The organism is Streptomyces sp. NPDC002130 (assembly GCF_040296465.1).
GTDB lineage: Bacteria > Actinomycetota > Actinomycetes > Streptomycetales > Streptomycetaceae > Streptomyces.
Genome location: NZ_JBEOXI010000100.1, coordinates 1 through 17,524 on the forward strand (window position 1 = coordinate 1; position 17,524 = coordinate 17,524).

Annotated in this window: 9 protein-coding genes and 1 pseudogene; 9 read left to right on the top strand and 1 reads right to left on the bottom strand. The window is 71.8% G+C overall.

All coding sequences use genetic code 11. The features are described 5' to 3' along the window. From ABT116_RS20145 to ABT116_RS20155, 3 genes and pseudogenes are all read left to right on the top strand, one after another. Window positions 1–704: pseudogene (locus ABT116_RS20145) on the top strand (hypothetical protein); the annotation flags it as partial. Window positions 705–825: 121 nt separating this feature from the next. Next, window positions 826–2,499, top strand: coding sequence for a PucR family transcriptional regulator (locus ABT116_RS20150; RefSeq protein WP_351635474.1), 1,674 nt, complete (start codon window positions 826–828; stop codon window positions 2,497–2,499). Window positions 2,500–2,621: 122 nt separating this feature from the next. Continuing rightward, on the top strand, window positions 2,622–4,067 hold the full coding sequence (locus tag ABT116_RS20155; protein WP_351635475.1) for an aldehyde dehydrogenase family protein: 1,446 nt from the start codon (window positions 2,622–2,624) through the stop codon (window positions 4,065–4,067). A gap of 97 nt (window positions 4,068–4,164) precedes the next feature. Here the strand turns inward: ABT116_RS20155 and ABT116_RS20160 are convergent, their stop codons facing one another. Further along, window positions 4,165–7,002, bottom strand: coding sequence for a glycoside hydrolase family 3 C-terminal domain-containing protein (locus tag ABT116_RS20160; RefSeq protein WP_351635478.1), 2,838 nt, complete (start codon window positions 7,000–7,002; stop codon window positions 4,165–4,167). 322 nt (window positions 7,003–7,324) lie between these two features. Between ABT116_RS20160 and ABT116_RS20165 the strand changes: the two genes are divergently transcribed. From ABT116_RS20165 to ABT116_RS20190, 6 genes are all read left to right on the top strand, one after another. Next, the gene (locus ABT116_RS20165; RefSeq protein WP_351635481.1) at window positions 7,325–9,007 is read left to right on the top strand and encodes an extracellular solute-binding protein; all 1,683 of its coding nucleotides are present in this window, start codon (window positions 7,325–7,327) and stop codon (window positions 9,005–9,007) included. A 26-nt stretch (window positions 9,008–9,033) separates the two neighbouring features. Then, window positions 9,034–10,068, top strand: coding sequence for an ABC transporter permease (locus tag ABT116_RS20170; protein ID WP_351635484.1), 1,035 nt, complete (start codon window positions 9,034–9,036; stop codon window positions 10,066–10,068). After that, the gene (locus ABT116_RS20175; RefSeq protein ID WP_351635487.1) at window positions 10,065–11,015 is read left to right on the top strand and encodes a carbohydrate ABC transporter permease; all 951 of its coding nucleotides are present in this window, start codon (window positions 10,065–10,067) and stop codon (window positions 11,013–11,015) included. Before ABT116_RS20170 ends, ABT116_RS20175 begins: the two co-directional genes overlap by 4 nt. 112 nt (window positions 11,016–11,127) lie before the next feature. Further along, window positions 11,128–13,335: a 1,4-beta-glucanase gene (locus ABT116_RS20180; RefSeq protein ID WP_351635490.1), complete on the top strand. Its 2,208-nt coding sequence runs from the start codon at window positions 11,128–11,130 to the stop codon at window positions 13,333–13,335. Then, window positions 13,332–15,311, top strand: a complete 1,980-nt coding sequence (locus tag ABT116_RS20185) for a beta-galactosidase (RefSeq protein ID WP_351635494.1) — start codon at window positions 13,332–13,334, stop codon at window positions 15,309–15,311. Before ABT116_RS20180 ends, ABT116_RS20185 begins: the two co-directional genes overlap by 4 nt. Continuing rightward, entirely contained in the window at window positions 15,308–17,500 is a 2,193-nt protein-coding gene (locus ABT116_RS20190; RefSeq protein WP_351635497.1) for a glycosyl hydrolase family 95 catalytic domain-containing protein, read from the top strand. The genes ABT116_RS20185 and ABT116_RS20190 overlap by 4 nt, the downstream gene beginning before the upstream one ends. The last annotated feature ends 24 nt before the right edge of the window (window positions 17,501–17,524 follow it).

Genomic DNA, 17,524 nt, shown 5'->3' on the forward strand with positions numbered 1-17,524 from the left:
ACATGATCGACGAGACGACGCCCCGGATCAACGCGGCGGAGCACGCGCAGCGGCACTGGCGGGTGGTTCCCGGGGCACGAGGACCCGCGGGCGACCACCCGGTGCGGGTGCGCATCGACCTGCCGCAGCGCGGCCACGCCGACGCCTCCAAGATGCTGGCCCGGCTGGTGCTCGCGCAGTTCACCGCGAGTGTCGCCGTACGCGAGGACCGGTCGCTGTTCGCCTGCCTGCTGCTGGACGACGCGACCGGGGTGGTGACGCCCGAGGCCGTGCGCGGCATCCAGCGGCTGCGGTCGGGCAACGCCGGGGTCGTGCTCACCCTGCGGACGCTCGACGACGTGGCCCGGCCGCTGCGCGGACCGCTGCTCGGGGCCACAGGCTGCCGGATGGCCCTGTCGGGGCTCACGCCCTGGGACGGGCAGGACTTCGCCGAGGTGTGGGGCAAGGAGTGGACCGAGGCCCGGGACGTCACCGACCGGCAGATCATCGCGGAGACCCCGGCCGGCAAGGCCGTGCACATGCTGCGCCGGGTGATCACCGGCAAGGCCCCGACCGCGCGGGCGGTGACCGTGCGGCAGGTCGAGCGGGAGCGCTGGTCCGCCTCCGAGCTGGCGCACGCCGTGCCGGCGGGCCACGCGGTGCTGTCGCTGACCGACGTCAAGGGCGAACACGCGCCTCCGCTGCTGGTGGATCTGCGGGGCTGAACCCCTCACCCACCGGTGCGGGTACGCGGGGACCGTACGGTGAGGCAGAATCGTCACAGGTCGTTCATACGTGGCGGCCAAAAGACCACAGAGATCACACAGCCCTGACGCAGAAGGCCTCATGCCCCCGACGCTCGCCTCGCTCGTCCACCACTCCGCGCTGAAACTGACCGTGCGGGCGGGCGAAGACCGCCTCGACGTGCCGGTCCGCTGGGCGCACGTCAGCGAGCTCGCCGACCCCGTCCCCTACATGGAGGGCGGCGAACTGCTGCTGATCACCGCGCTCAAGCTGGACGCCGAGGACCCCGAGGCCATGCGCCGCTACGTCCACAGGCTGGCCGGGGCCGGAGTGGTCGGGCTGGGCTTCGCCGTCGGCGTCAACTACGAGGAGATCCCCAAGGCGCTCGTCGACGCCGCCGGGAAAGAGGGCCTGCCGCTGCTGGAGGTGCCGCGCCGCACGCCGTTCCTCGCCATCAGCAAGGCCGTCTCCGCCGCGATCGCCGCCGACCAGTACCGGGCCGTCACCGCCGGGTTCGCCGCCCAGCGCGAACTGACCCGGCAGGCCCAGACCGGCGGCCCGGAGGGGCTGCTGGCCGCGCTGGCCGCGCAGGTCGACGGATGGGCGGCGCTCTACGACGCCTCGGGCGCGGTCGTCGCCACCGCACCGGAGTGGGCGGGGCGGCGCGCCGCGCGGCTCACCGGTGACGTGCAGAAGCTGCGCGACCGCCCCGCGCCCGCCTCCTCCGTGGCCGGGGGGCCGGAGAACGAGGACCGGGTCGAGCTGCACACCATAGGCACCGGCCGTCGCCCTCGCGCGGCCCTCGCCGTGGGCACCGCCGCCGCCCCGGGGACCGCCGAGCGCTACGCCGTCCACTCGGCCATCGCGCTGCTGACCCTGACCACGGAACGCTCCCGGTCCCTCCAGGCGGCCGAGCAGCGCGTCGGAGCGGCGGTGCTGCGCATGCTGCTGGCCGGTGAGCCGGACCATGCGCGCGCCGTCGCCGGGGACCTGTACGGCGAACTGCTGGACGCGCCGTTCCGGATGCTGGTCGCGGAGCGGGTGCCGGTGTCGGCGTCGGCCGCGCTGGCCCGTGCCGAGGCACGCAAGGGCGCCCCGCCCGCCGAGCGGTCCTCGGCCGCCGCGCTCGCCGCGGCGGACACCGGCGGCGATCCCCTCGCGGTTCTCGCCGACGTCATGGAATCCGCGGCGGCCCGGGCCGGCGAGGCCGTGCTGGTCGTGCCGGAGGGGGAGCGGCTGGTGGTGCTGGCCGCGGACGGCGGCGCCGCCGCGGCGGCCTGCGGGGAGTACGCGGCCGCCCTGGAGACGGCCCGGACGGGCATACGCGAGAAGGTGCCGGGTGGCGAGGACGGCGAACTCGTCGTCGGCCTGTCGGCACCGGCCGGGCCCATCGCCGCGTCCGCCGCGTACAAGCAGGCCGAGCAGGCACTGTCGGTGGCGAGGCGGCGCGGGCGGGTCCTCGTGGAGCACGAGCGGATGGCGGCCGGCTCGGTGCTGCCGCTGCTGGCGGACGACGCCGTGCGGGCGTTCGCCGACGGCATGCTGCGGCCGCTGTACGAGCACGACGCCACGGGCCGCGGCGACCTCGTCTCCTCCCTGCGCGCCTGGCTGTCCAAGCACGGCCAGTGGGACGCGGCGGCGGCCGAGCTCGGCGTCCACCGGCACACCCTGCGCTACCGCATGCGCCGCGTCGAGGAGATCCTCGGCCGGTCCCTGGACGACCCGGACGTCCGGATGGAGCTGTGGCTGGCCCTGAAGGCCGCCTCCACCGAGTAGCCAAAGCGGAGTGTCCGCGTCCCCCACTGCTACGGCTCGGACAAACGCCCTTCGGCCATCTCGCCCCTACCGTTGGTCCCGTAGTACAGGATCACCCCCAACGCCGAAGGGCCGGAACCCACATGACCTCCACCCACGCCTTCTGGCTCGCCGGCCGCCAGGCCACCGGCGAGGAAACCTTCGACGTCACCTCCCCCTGGGACGGGCGGCTCGTGGGCAAGGTGAGCGTGCCGACGGACGCGCAGGTCGAGGAGGCCGTGGCCGCCGCGCACGCTGCGCTGGACGAGTTCGCCGCCACCCCCGCCCACGTCCGGGCCGCCGCCCTCGACCACGTCAGCAAGAGCCTGGCCGAGCGCACCGAGGAGATCGCGCAGCTGATCTCCGCCGAGAACGGCAAGCCGCTGAAGTGGGCGCGCGGCGAGGTCGGCCGGGCCGTGTCCGTGTTCCGGTTCGCGGCCGAGGAGGCCCGTCGGTTCAACGGCGGCGAGGCCCAGCGGCTCGACACCGACCTCGGCGGCCAGGGCCGGCTCGCCCTCACCCGCCGCTTCCCCAAGGGCGTCGTGCTCGGCATCGCGCCCTTCAACTTCCCGCTGAACCTCTGCGCCCACAAGATCGCCCCGGCCATCGCCGCGGGTGCCCCGATCATCCTGAAGCCGGCCCCGGCGACCCCGCTGTCCGGCCTGATCATCGGCGAACTGCTCGCCGAGACCGAGCTGCCCGCGGGTTCCTGGAGCATCCTGCCGGTCGCCAACGACAAGATGCCGGCCCTGGTGCAGGACGAGCGGCTGCCCGTCATCTCCTTCACGGGCTCCGAGAAGGTCGGCTACGCGATCATGGACTCGGTGCCGCGCAAGCACTGCACCCTGGAGCTGGGCGGCAACGGCGCGGCCGTCGTCCTCGCCGACTGGGCGAGCGACGAGGATCTTGACTGGGCGGCGAACCGCATCGCCACCTTCTCCAACTACCAGGGCGGCCAGTCCTGCATCTCCGTGCAGCGGGTCATCGCCGATGCCTCGGTCTACGACCGGCTGCTGCCGCGTATCGTCGCCGCCGTCGAGGCCCAGGTCACCGGCGACCCCAGTGACGACAAGACGGACGTCGGCCCGCTGGTCGACGAGAACGCCGCGAAGCGCGTCGAGACGTGGGTGCGGGAGGCCGTGGACGCGGGTGCCTCGCTGCTGACCGGCGGCAAGCGCGACGGCGCCTCCTACGCGCCGACCGTCCTGGCCGAGGTCCCGTCCGACGTGACGATCTCCTGCGAGGAGGTCTTCGGGCCGGTCCTCACCGTGCAGAAGGCGGACGGCGAGGCCGCGGCCTTCGCCGCCGTCAACGACTCCAAGTACGGCCTCCAGGCGGGCGTGTTCACCCACGACCTGCAGACCGCCTTCCGCGCCCACCGGGCCCTGGAGGTCGGTGGCGTGGTCATCGGCGACGTGCCGTCCTACCGCGCCGACCAGATGCCGTACGGCGGTGTGAAGCAGTCCGGTGTGGGCCGCGAGGGCGTGCGGTTCGCCATGGAGGACTACACGTACGAGCGGGTGCTGGTGCTGACCGGAATCAGCCTCTAGCTCATGGGAACCATTTTCATATAGGCTGGGCGAAGAGGCCCGGCACCGATGCCTTCCGGTGCCGGGCCCCTTCTCTGTGCCGGCCTGCTCCGGACCCTCAGCCGGAGAAGCCGACGTGCGCGAGCCGCAGCGGGCCGCGCAGCCTGAGGTGCACGTCGTGGACGCCCGCGGCGACGACGGAGGCGCTGAGAGAGACGTAGTCGTACGGCCCCGAGGTCGGTGTGGAGGGCGACAGCACCGCGAGGACGGGGCCGCCGTCGAGGGACAGCTCGACCGTCCCCTCGCCGGCCACCTCCACCGTCACCTCGGAGATGCCCCGCCCGAAGTCGCAGGCGCGGTAGACGAGTTCGCCCGTCGCCGGGCCCGCCGGTGTCACCGCGTCGCCCGACACCTTCGTCCGGTCGACGATCTCGATGCCGCTGTACTCGTCGAACCCGGCCGCGGAGAGACCGTTCGCCACGGCCGCGCGGGGCAGGGCCGGCTCGCCGTCGAGCGTCACCACCGTCCGCAGCCGGACGTCCTCGCTGGACGCACCCGCCAGCAGCTCGTACCCGCCCGGCTCCACCCGCCACCGGTCCTGGGCAACGTCCCAGAACGCGAAGGCGCTCAGCGGGACTTCGAAGCTCAGCTCGGCCGTCGTCCCCGGGGCGAGGGTGACGCGGCGGTGGTCCAGCAGCTCGCGGCGCGGACGCGGCACGGACGGCTCGACGGCCCGGGCGTAGAGCTGGGCGACCTCGTCGGCGGTGACATCACCGGTGTTGGTGACGGAGAAGGAGACGCGCACCGTCTCGCCCTCGACCCGGGCCGTCAGGTCGCCGTACGCGAACGACGTGTACGACAGGCCGTGCCCGAAGGGGAACAGGGGCGTCCCCTCGAAGTACAGGTACGTCTGGCGGGCGCCGATCACGTCGTAGTCGAGCAGGCCCGGCAGGTCGGCGTCGTCCGCGTACCAGGTCTGCGGCAGACGCCCGGCGGGGGAGACGTCACCGGCCAGGACGCGGGCCAGGGCGGTGCCGGCCGCCTGGCCGCCGTGCGCGGTCCACAGCACGGCGGGCAGCCCGGCCGGGTCGACGGCGTACGGGTAGGCGGAGACCAGCGCCAGCACGGTGGCCGGGTTCGCCGCCCGGGCCGCCCGCAGCAGCCGCTCCTGCTGTTCCGGCAGACACAGGGTCGTACGGTCCTCGGTCTCGCGGCCGTGGATGTGCGGGTCGTTGCCCGCGACCACCACGACCACGTCGGCCGCCGCGGCGGCACGCGCCACCGCCTCCTCGCCGCGCTCGGCGACGACCAGCTCGAAGACCTCGGGATCCGCGTCGGCAACCTTCACGCCGTCGGCGGAGACAGAGACGTGGCGACCCGTTCCCAGGTGCTTCAGGAGGTGCCCCTCCCCGTGCGGTTCCAGGCGGAACGTCTCCTGCACGACCCAGCCGCCCGGCTGGTCGGCGGAGGCGCGCAGGCAGCCGTCCTCGGCGACCGAAAGATAGCGGCCGTCGGGGGCGCGCAGGGTCAGCACACCCTCGCCCCAGTCGACCAGCGCCAGTTCGGTGCCGGCCGCGTCGGTGCCGAGCGGGGGCAGGTCGGTGCGGCCCGCGAGCAGCGCCGGGTCGAGCGCGCCCTCGGCGCCGCGCACCTCGTCGGCGGCGTCATCCACCACCGGCACGTGCAGGAACGCGCCCGCGGACGTCTTCAGCCGGACCCGGTCCACGCCCTCGGCGAACTCCACCCGCTGCGCGCCGAACCGCTCGTACAGGCCCTCCAGCGGGGTCGAGCGGTGGATGAGCGTGCCGCTGTACCAGTCGAGCTTGCACTCGTCGGCGAGCAGCCCGACCACCGCGATCCGGGTGTCCGGGGCGAGCGGCAGCACGTCGTCGTTCTTGAGCAGCACGACCGCCTGCTCGGCCGCCTCCTGGGCGAGGGCCCGGTGCGCCGGGGTGTCGAACGCGTCGGTGGCGCGGTGCGGGTCGTGCTCCGGGTCGAACTCGCCGAGCCGGAAACGCACCGAGAGCTGACGGCGGACGGCCGTGTCCAGGTCGGCCTCGGACAGCAGGCCGCGCTCCAGGGCACCGCGCAGCCGCCCGGTCATCTGCGAGGAGTCCGTGCCGTGGTCGGTGAAGCTGTCGACACCCGCGACGAGGGAGGCGGCGGTGGCCTCCTCGTGGGTGTCGAAGTAGTGCTCGGCATCGACGAGGTTGGTCGGCGCCCCCGCGTCCGAGCAGACCAGCAGGTCCTCGTCGGTCCAGGTCCGCAGGTGCTCGGCCAGGTACGGGGAGACGTGGTTGGGGCGGCCGTTGACCAGGTTGTACGCCGGCATCACGCCGGCCACCGCGCCCGCCTCGACGGTCTCACGGAAGGCCCGCAGGTCGTACTCGTGCAGCACGCGCGGGCGCACCGAGCTCGACGTCGTGGCGCGGTCCGTCTCGTTGTTGTGGGCCAGCCAGTGCTTCAGCACGGGCGCGGTGCGCCAGTAGGTGGGGTGGTTGCCGCGCAGACCGCGGGTGTAGGCGGTGGCGATCGCCGAGGTGAGCTTCGGATCCTCCGAGTAGCCCTCCTCGTTGCGGCCCCACAAGGGGTGGCGCAGCAGGTTGACCGTCGGGGACCAGACGTTGAGGCCGACCCGGTCGTCCTCGGCGCGCATCGCGCGGATCTCCTTGGACACCGCGTCGCCGACGCGCCGCACCAGCTCCGGGTTCCAGGTCGCGCCCAGGCCGACCGCCTGCGGGAACACCGTTGCCGGGCCCATCCACGCCACGCCGTGCAGCGCCTCCTGGCCGGTGCGGAAGGCGGCGACGCCGAGCCGCTGGACGGCGGGTGCGAACTGGTGCAGGAAGGAGATCTTCTCGTCGAGGGTGAGCCGCCCCAGCAGATCGTCGACGCGCTTCGGGAACGGCAGCTGCGGATCGCGGAACGGTGCGGTGGGTGGCGTGTGTGCGGTCACGTGGGGATCCCCTTGCGATGGTTCGGCGAGGCGCTTTCGAAGCGCTTCGATGCTGGGCGGGTGAAGGGACGGGTGTCAAGAGACAAGCGCTGTCACTTCAAGCCGGGCACGAGGAACGGTCCACTCTGATGCCTATGAGAAGTTTGGGGACGACCCTTGTGCACCCTGGGGTGTTCACTTAACCTCACAGCAACATCGAAGCGCTTCGACTGCAGAGGTCCCTCTGGTCGAAGTTCCGCTTCTGCTCAGCCAGTTCCACTCGAGACACCACAGCCGACGGCCTTCCGCCGGGTGTCCTGGTGCGCCATGAAGGGTTGACGCAATGACGCCGAACGCCGCCTCCGCCTCCTCCGGACCGAGCCGCAGAAGTTTCCTCGCCTCCACGGCAGTGGCCACCGCGGCCGTGGCGGGCGGGATGCCGCTGCTCGCCGCGTGCGGCGGGTCGGAGGGTGGGTCGAAGGACGGCACGACGTCCGGCAAGAGCGCCAAGAAGCTGCTGCCGGCCTACGTCGCGAGCAACGTGGTGGCGCCGGACATCCCGTCCAAGAACGGCTCGGCGATGGGCTTCACCGCCAAGCTCGACCTGGCCGGCCTCAAGACCTCGGTGCCGAAGAAGCTCGGCAAGGGCAGCCACATCAAGATCATGTCGCCGTTCTGGGGCACACCGCCGAAGGGCGCCAACCCCTACTACACGACGATGAACGACCTGATCGGCGTCGACATCACGTGGCAGAACCAGGACGGCAACACCTACGACGAGAAGCTGGGCGCGGTGCTCGCCTCCAGCGACCTGCCGGACGTCGTGGTCATCCCGAGCTGGAACATGGGCGGCAAGATACCCAGCGCCATCATCAGCAAGTTCGCCGATCTGGGCCCGTATCTGTCCGGGGACGCGATCAAGAAGTACCCGAACCTCGCGGCGATCCCGAGCGGTGCCTGGCAGTACTCCATTTTCGGCGGCAAGCTGCGCGGCCTGCCCCAGCCCGCCGCCGCCGTCACCGGCATCGTGCCCTTCTACCGCAAGGACGTCTTCGACAAGGAGGGCTACGAGCTCCCCAAGTCCCCGGACGAGTTCCTCGCCCTCGCCAAGGAGATCAGCCGGCCCAAGTCCAAGGTGTGGGCCTGTGACGACATGAAGTGGTCCGCCTTCAATTTCTTCGGCGTGCTGTCCGGCAGCGAGAAGCCGCTCGGCTGGAACCTGGCCGACGGCAAGATGATCTACCGGGTGGAGACCGAGGAGTTCCTCGAGGCCCTGGAGTGGACGCGCAAGCTCTACGCGGCGGGTGTGGTCCACCCGGACGCCAAGGCGGTCCAGGGCACGGCGGCTGACCGGTTCACCGCCGGGCAGGTGCTGATGTACAACGGCAACATCTCGGACTGGTGGGGCAAGATGGCCGAGCAGGCGGGCCAGAACTCCGAATTGCGCATCTCCGGCATGGACATCTTCGGCGCCGACGGTGGCGACCCCCAGCTGTGGGCCGGATCCCCCGCGGGCATCTTCGCCTTCGTCAACAAGAAGGCATCCAAGGCCGTGGTCGAGGACATCCTCGCCGCCGCCAACGTCACCGCCGCCCCGTACGGCACCAAGGAGTACATGCTCACCAACTACGGGGTGGAGGGCACGCACTACACCGTCAAGGACGGGGTGCCCACCAAGAACGACAAGGGCAACCAGGAGGTCGTCAACGCCTACGTGATGCTCGCCAGCCCCGCCCCGACCATCGCGCACCCGGACCTTCCGGAGATCGCGAAGGAGCAGGTGGAGTGGCAGCAGCGGATGGGCGCCTTCACCAAGAAGTCCACCTTCTGGGGCATGCAGATCACCGAACCGGCCCGCTACACCAACCTCTCGAACGACTTCGAGCAGTTGGAGGACGACATCGTCCGCGGCCGCAAGAAGATCAGCGACATGCAGCAGGCCGTCTCCGACTGGAAGAAGCAGGGCGGGGACAAGCTGCGCGACTGGTACCAGAAGCTGCACGACGACAACGGTTCCGCGCAGTGATCCGGCGCTGAGGCAAGGAGATGACCGTGTCCCACAGCACGGTGCCTCGAAGCAGGGCCGAGGCCGACACGACCGAGACGGCTCCCCGGGCGGCGGACGCCCCCGGGGAGGGGCCGGGCAGCAAGCGCTCCGGCAGACTGAGCCTCCGACTGCGGTTCCGCCGCGACCGCACGCTGATCCTGATGACCCTGCCGGCCGTCGCGCTGGTCCTGGTCTTCAACTACATACCGATCCTGGGCAACGTCGTCGCCTTCCAGGAGTACGACCCCTACGTCAGCGACAACGGCTTCGTCGCGATGCTGGAGAGCCCCTGGGTCGGTGTCGAGCAGTTCGAGCGGATCTTCGCGGACTCGGCGTTCTGGGACGCCGTGCGGAACACGCTCGTGCTGTTCGGCCTCCAGCTGGTGCTGTTCTTCCCCATCCCGATCGTGCTCGCGCTGCTCATCAACAGCGTGATCAGGCCCCGGATCCGGGCGGTGTCGCAGGCCGTCCTCTACCTGCCGCACTTCTTCTCCTGGGTGCTGGTGATCACCGTCTTCCAGCAGATCTTCGGCGGAGCGGGCATCATCGCGCAGACCCTGCGCCAGCACGGCTATGAGGGCTTCGACCTCATGACCGACCCCGGGATCTTCAAGTTCCTGGTGACGGCCGAGGGCGTCTGGAAGGACGCGGGCTGGGGCATCATCGTCTTCCTCGCCGCGCTGGCCTCCGTGAGCCCCGACCTGTACGAGGCGGCGGCCATGGACGGGGCCGGGCGCTGGCGCCGCATGTGGCACGTCACACTGCCCGCGCTGCGCCCCGTGATCGCCCTGCTGCTGGTGCTGCGGGTCGGTGACGCGCTCACCGTCGGCTTCGAGCAGATCCTGCTGCAACGCGACGCCGTCGGACCAGGGGCGTCGGAGGTCCTCGACACCTATGTGTGGTGGAACGGTGTCCGCAACCAGGACTTCAGCTACGCGGCCGCGGCCGGCCTGATCAAGGGCCTGGTGAGCGTGGCGCTGGTCCTCGCCGCGAACAAGGTGGCCCACTTCATGGGCGAGCAGGGGGTGTACAAGAAGTGACCGCCGTCATCGACAAGGCCGCCCTCGATGAGGCGGCGCGCGAACCCCGCTGGTGGGAGGCCCCGCCCAGGCCCGTCTGGGAGGACGAGCCCAGCAAGGCCGGCGTCGCCGGCAAGGGCATCGTCCTTGCCGCCGCCTGCCTCGCCGTCCTCTTCCCGCTGTGGATCGTCATCGTCACCAGCCTGTCCACGAAGCAGACCATCAACGCGGCCGGCGGGCTCGTGGTGATCCCGAAGGACATCACCTTCATCGCCTACCAGGAACTGCTGAGCGGCGGGCAGGTGACCCGGGCCGCCATCGTCAGCGTGTGCGTCACGCTGGCCGGCACGGCGTTCTCCATGACGGTGTCGGTTCTGGCCGCCTACGGCCTGTCCCGCAGCGGATCACTGGGGCACCGCTGGCTGCTGATGACCCTGCTCGCGACGATGTTCTTCGGCGCCGGTCTCATCCCGACCTATCTGCTGGTGCAGTCCCTGGGCCTGACCGACACGTACCTCGCGTTGATCCTGCCGAGTGCGGTGAGTGTCTTCAACATCCTGGTGCTGCGCGCGTTCTTCATGGGCATCTCACCGGAGCTCATCGACAGCGCGCGCATCGACGGGGCGGGCGACTGGCGGATCCTCTGGCAGATCGTCATCCCGCTCTCCCGTGCCGTCATCGCGGTGATCACGCTGTTCTACGCGGTCGGTTACTGGAGCGCCTGGTTCAACGCGTCGATCTATCTGAGCGATCAGGACATGATGCCGCTGCAGAACGTCATGATCCAGCTGGTGCAGAAGCAGGAAGCGCCGGTCGGTGTGAGTCAGGCGATCAAGACCGGTCAGATCTCCGCGCTGGCCGTCCAGATGGCCGTGATGGTGATGGCCCTGCTGCCGGTCGCCGTGATCTCGCCGTTCGTCCAGAAGCACTTCAAGAAGGGCATGCTCACCGGCGCCGTGAAGGGCTGACCGCAGGCTGTCCGTCGTTCGCTGTCCGCGGCTGCGCTGTGGTTGTTCGCGCAGGTCCCCGCGCCCCAAAGGAACTTGTCCTCCCCCCCATTTGCATGAACCGAGGTATGTCATGGGCACGTTTCACCTCAGCAGACGTTCCGTGCTGGCCGGGACCGCTGCCGCAGCCGCGGCCGTCTCCCTGCCGCTGGCCCAGGGGCGCGCACAAGCCGCCGCCGCTCCCGCGAAGAGCCGGTACCGCTGGCGCAACGTGGTCCAGGGCGGCACCGGGTTCATCACCGGGGTGCTGTTCCATCCCTCCGTGCGGGGGCTGGCCTACTTGCGGACCGACATCGGCGGTGCCTACCGCTGGGACGACCGGGCCGACCGTTGGATCCCGTTGACCGACCACCTGGGCTGGGACGACTGGAATCTGCTGGGCGTGGAGGCCATGGCTGTCGACCCGGCGCATCCGAACCGCGTGTATCTGTCCCTGGGCGCGTACACGCAGTCCTGGGCCGGAAACGGGGCCGTGCTGCGCTCGGATGACCGTGGCGCGACCTGGAAGCGCTCCGATCTCAGCGTGAAGCTCGGGGCGAACGAGGACGGCCGGGGCTGCGGGGAGCGCCTCCTCGTCGATCCGTGCAACAGCGACACCTTGTGGCTGGGCACCCGGCACGACGGGCTGCTCAAGTCGACCGACCGGGGCGCGACATGGCAGGCCGTGAGCTTCCCGGCCGCCCCGAGCGCCACCGGCCAGGGCGTCACGCTCCTGGTCGCCGTGGGCCGAAGCGTCTACGCCGGCTGGGGCGACTCCGACGGCAGCGCGGGCAAACCCAACCTGTACCGCACGTCCGACGGCACCACCTGGCAGGCCGTCCCGGGGCAGCCGACCGGCACCGCCGCCAAGGTGCCGGTCCGGGCCGCGTACGACCGGCACACACGCGAGCTGTATGTGACCTACGCCGACGCCCCCGGCCCCAACGGCCAGTCCGACGGCAGCGTGCACAAGCTGCGGACGACGACCGGGAAGTGGACCGAGGTCACGCCGGTGAAGCCCGGCGGGCCCACGGGCGACGGCGGGACCGACTCCTTCGGCTACGGCGGGGTCGCCGTCGACGCCCGCCACCCGGGCACCGTCGTCGTCTCCACCAACAACCGCTGGTCGCTGGTGGACACCGTGTACCGGACCACCGACGGCGGCCGCACCTGGACGTCCCTCAAGGACAAGGCCGTCCTCGACGTCTCCGAGACGCCGTACCTCAGATGGGGCAACGACAAGCCCAAGTTCGGCTGGTGGATCCAGGCCCTGGGGCTCGACCCGTACGACTCCCGGCACGTCGTGTACGGCACGGGCGCCACCCTCTACGGCACTCGCGACCTCAAGCGCTGGGCCCCGCAGATCCGCGGTGTGGAGGAGGCGTCCGTCCGCCAGCTGGTCTCGCCCCCGACCGGCACGGCGCACCTGCTCAGCGGGTCCGGGGACATCGGAGTCATGTACCACGAACGACTCACGGCGTCGCCCTCGCGCGGCATGGCGTCGAACCCGGTGTTCGGCACGGCGACGGGTGTGTCGCTGGCCGCGGCCAAGCCGTCGTACGTGGTCCGGGCGGGCTGGGGCGACCACGGCAACGGTGCCTACTCGAACGACGGCGGCAAGACCTGGGAGCCCTTCAAAGCCCAGCCGGCCATGGCCAAGTCCGCCCCGGGTCCGATCGCGACCAACGCCGACGGCAGTGTGCTGCTGTGGTCCTTCGGCACCGCCAACCCGGGTTACCGCTCGGCGGACAACGGCGCCACCTGGTCGGAGGTCGGCTCCTTCCCGAAGGGCGCCGCCCCGATCGCGGACCCCGTCGACCCGACCCGCTTCTACGCCTTCGACACCACCACCGGCACGGTGTTCGCCAGCACCGACAGCGGCCTGACCTTCACCGCGCTGGCCTCCGGCCTGAGCACGGGCGACAGCGAGTTCCAGCTGACGGCCGCCCCGGGCCGCACCGGCGACCTGTGGCTCAGCCTCAAGGGCAACGGGCTGTACCGCTCGACCGACGGGGGCGCGACCCTGGCCAAGGTCAGCAGCTGCCATGCCTCACACACCCTGGGCTTCGGCAAGGCCGCCAGGGGCGCTTCTTACCCGGCTGTCTACATGGTCGGCGCCGTCGAGAGCTTCAACGCCGTCTACCGCTCCGACGACGAGGCGAAGACCTGGACGCGGATCAACGACGACCGGCACCAGTGGGGCTGGATCGGAGCCGCCATCACCGGTGACCCGCGCGTGTACGGCCGCGTCTACGTCGCCACCAACGGACGCGGCGTGCAGTACGGGGACCCCGTCCGATGAGCGAAGGGAAACGACCCGGCCTGAGCGACGCCACCCGGGGCCGGCTCCTCTTCGGCGGCGACTACAACCCGGAGCAGTGGCCCGAGGAGACCTGGCACGAGGACGTCCGGCTGATGAAGGACGCCGGCGTCAACTCCGTCACCCTCGGGGTGTTCTCCTGGTCGACGCTCGAACCGCAGCCGGGTGCAAGGGAGTTCGGCCGGCTGGACACGCTGATGGACCTGATGCACGACAGCGGCATCGGCGTCGTCCTCGCCACGCCCACCTCCTCGCCCCCGCCCTGGATGGGCCGGCTGCACCCCGACACCCTGCCCGTCACCGAGGACGGCCGCACCGAGTGGTGGGGCGGCCGGCAGCACTTCTCGCACTCCAGCGCCACCTACCGGCGCTACGCCGCCGCCATCACCGAGGACCTGGCCGCCCGCTACGGCGCTCACCCGGCCCTCACCATGTGGCACATCAACAACGAGTACTGCACCTTCGACTACGGCGACGAGGCGGCCGCCGCCTTCCGGCGGTGGCTGCGCGAGCGGTACGGCTCGCTCGACGCCCTCAACGAGGCCTGGGGCACCGCCTTCTGGAGCCAGGGCTACGACACCTGGGACGGCATCCTGCCGCCCCGCGTGCCCCACTACATGCGCAACCCCACCCAGGTCCTGGACTTCCGCCGCTTCACCTCCGACATGCTCCTGGAGTGCTGCACCGCCGAGCGGGACATCGTCCGGCGGCACACCCCGCACGTGCCGGTCACCAGCAACTTCATGCCGCTGTGGTTCGGGCAGGACGCCTGGCGCTGGGCGCAGGAGGAGGACGTCGTCTCCGTCGACCTCTACCCCGACCCGCGTGATCCGCTCGGCGGACAGCACGGAGCCCTCGTCCAGGACATGACCCGTTCCCAGGCGCGCGGGCCCTGGATGCTGATGGAGCAGGCGGCCGGGCCGGTCAACTGGCGGGGCGTGAACCACCCCAAGCCACGCGGCCTCAACCGGCTGTGGTCCCTCCAGGCCGTGGCCCGGGGCGCCGACGCCGTCTGCTACTTCCAGTGGCGCCAGTCCCGGCAGGGCGCGGAGAAGTTCCACTCCGGCATGGTCAGCCACGCGGGGGAGGAGGGCCGGACGTACCAGGAGGTCAAGCGGCTCGGCGCCGACCTGGAGCGGATCGCCCCCGAGGTGACCGGCCGGCACCTGACCGCGAGCGTCGCCGTCCTGCACGACTGGCACTCCTGGTGGGCCGGCGCCCAGGACGGCCGCCTCTCCAGCCAGGTGGAGTACCCGGACGTGCTGCGCGCCTGGCACCGGGCCCTGTGGCAGGCCCACCTCACCACCGACTTCGCCCACCCCGAGCACGACCTGACGCGGTACTCGCTGGTCGTCGTACCGCAGTTGTACGCCCTCACGGACGCCGCGATCGACAACCTCCTCGCCTACGTACGGCAGGGCGGCACCCTCGTCTGCGGTTTCCTCACCGGTGTCGCCGACGAGGACGACCGGGTGCGCCCCGGCGGCATGGACGCCCGGCTGCGCGCACTGTTCGGCATCCGCACGCTGCACGAGTGGTGGCCGCTGGACGCGGGGGAGACCGTGCCCTGCGAGGGCTTTGCGGGCACGCTGTGGTCCGAGGAGATCGAGCCCGCCGATCCCGATGACACGACCTGCTACAAGGGCGGCGAACTGGACGGCATGCCCGCCGTCCTGCGCAAGGGCCGCGCCTGGTACGTCTCCACCCTCCCGGAGCCGGGGGCGCTGCGCGACCTGCTGGCTTCGATCGCCGCCGGCGCGGGCGTCCGGCCGGTGCTCGACGGCCTGCCCGAGCAGGTCGAGGCCGTACGCCGGGGCGAGGTGCTGTTCGTGCTCAACCACGGCCGCGAGCCGGTGACCGTCGAGGTGCCCGGCACCCACCGCGACCTGCTGACCGGTACGGACGTCACCGACCGGGTCACCCTCGGCCGCCACGGGGCGGCGGTGCTGCGGCCATGACCGCCCCCGCGCCCGTCCACGGCACCTGGGAGCCGCGACCGGCCGCCCGCTGGGAGGACGGCTTCCTCAGCGGCAACGGCCGGCACGGCGCCCTGGTGTTCGGCCCTCCGCACGCCGAGCGGGTCGTCGTCACGCACCACACCCTGGTGCGGCCCAACGGCCGGGACCCCCGGCCCCCGCAGCTCGCCGACGGCCTGCCCGGCCTCCAGGGCCGCCTCCTGGCGGGCGACACGACCGCTGCCGAGGACTTCACGGACGGCCGCCCGCTCCAGTGGGTGCAGCCCTTCCACCCCGCCTTCCAGGTCCGGCTGGCCCGGCCCCGGGACGGTGGCCACGACTACCGCAGGGACGTCGACTTCACCACCGGCGTGGTGAGCACGACCTCTGCCGGATGGGCGAGCCGCGTCTTCGTCTCCCGCGCCGACGACGTCATCGTCCAGCACGTCGCGGGACCCGGCCTCATGGTCGACGTCGACCTCGACCCCCGGCTGCCCGGCGTCCCCGCTCGACTGGGCATCGGCCACGGAGCGGTCCTGACCCCCGAGGGCGCCCTGCTCAGCCTGCGCGCCCGCTACCCGGGCAGCGACCGGGCCTGCACCGGCGTCACCCAGATCGCCGTCACCGGCGGCACGACCACCCTCGTGCCCCCGGGCGTGCGCATCGAGGGCGCCCGGTCCGTGCTGCTCCTGACCCGGGTGCACCGGCACACCGGCGAACTCGACGTGGTCGCCGAGGGACGTGCCCTGCGCGACCTGCCCGCCGACCACGACGAACTCCTCGACCGGCACGCCGCCCTGCACCGCACCGCCTACGAGCGCGTCACCCTCGACCTCGCGGCCGACCCCGCCCACCGGGCCCTGCCCGGCTCGGAGCTGCTCGAGCAGCCACGCGAGGCCGCACTGCTGGAGCGCCTCTTCGCCGCCGGGCGCTATCACCTGCTCTCCGCGAGCGGCCTCTTCCCGCCCCGCCTGACCGGACTGTGGACCGGCGACTGGAACACCGCCTGGTCGGGCGCGTTCACCAACGACGCCAACCTCAACCTCCAGACCGCCTCTGCCGCCGCCGCAGCCCTTCCCGAGGTCACCGAGGCCCACGCCCATCTGGTCCAGCGCCAGCTGCCCGACTGGCGCGACAACGCCCGCGCGATCTTCGGCACCCGAGGCGTCGTCGCCCCCGCCCACACCGACGGCGAGTCCGGCCACTCCTACCACTACAGCCGCGAATACCCGCTGCACCTGTGGACCGCCGGCGCCGACTGGCTGCTCAAGCCGCTCGTCGACCACGACGAGACCCACGGCACCCGCGACCCCCGCACCGCCGCCGCCCTCGCCGAAGTCGCCCTCTTCTACGAGGAGTTCCTCACCAGGACCGACAGCAACGGCCACCTCGTCGTCGTCCCCTCCTACTCACCCGAGAACCGCCCCGCCAACGCGAGCTGGGGCACGATCAACGCCGCCATGGACCTCTCCGCGGCCCGCCACGCCCTGCGCACGGCGGCGGCCTACCACCCGGACACCCCGGACGCCGCCCGCTGGCAGGCCCTCGCCGACCGGCTTCCGCCGCACCGGATCAACGAGGACGGAGCCCTGGCCGAATGGGCGTGGCCCGGACTCTCGGACTCCTACGACCACCGCCACCTCAGCCACCTCTACGGCGTCTGGCCGCTCGACGAGATCACCCCCTACGACAGCCCCGAACTCGCCGCCGCAGCCCACCGCGCCCTCGAACTGCGCGGCGCCGAGAACGACTCCGCGCACGGCCATCTGCACCACGCCCTGATCGCGGCCCGGCTCAGGGACGCGGACCGCGTCGCCCGCGCCCTCGGCCGGGTCCTGGACGGCGACTTCTTCCACACCTCCCTGATGAGCGCGCACTACCCCGGCCGCGACGTCTACAACGCCGACGCCGCGCACAGCCTGCCCGCCGTGCTGATCGAGATGCTCGTCCAGTCGACTCCCGACCGGCTGGTCCTGCTGCCCGCACTGCCGGCGGCGTACCCCGAGGGCGCCCTGCGCGGGGTGCGCACCCGCTTCGGGGCCGAGCTCGACCTCACCTGGACGCGGGACGGCGCCACCGTCGTCATCAGACCCGGCCGCACCCACCGCGTCGAACTGCGGACTTCCTCCGGCGCAGAATCCCTCCACCTGGTCGCCGGAGAAGACCACGTCCTCACCTTGAGGGTGTGGTAGTTCCCCCCACCCCCCCACCCATGG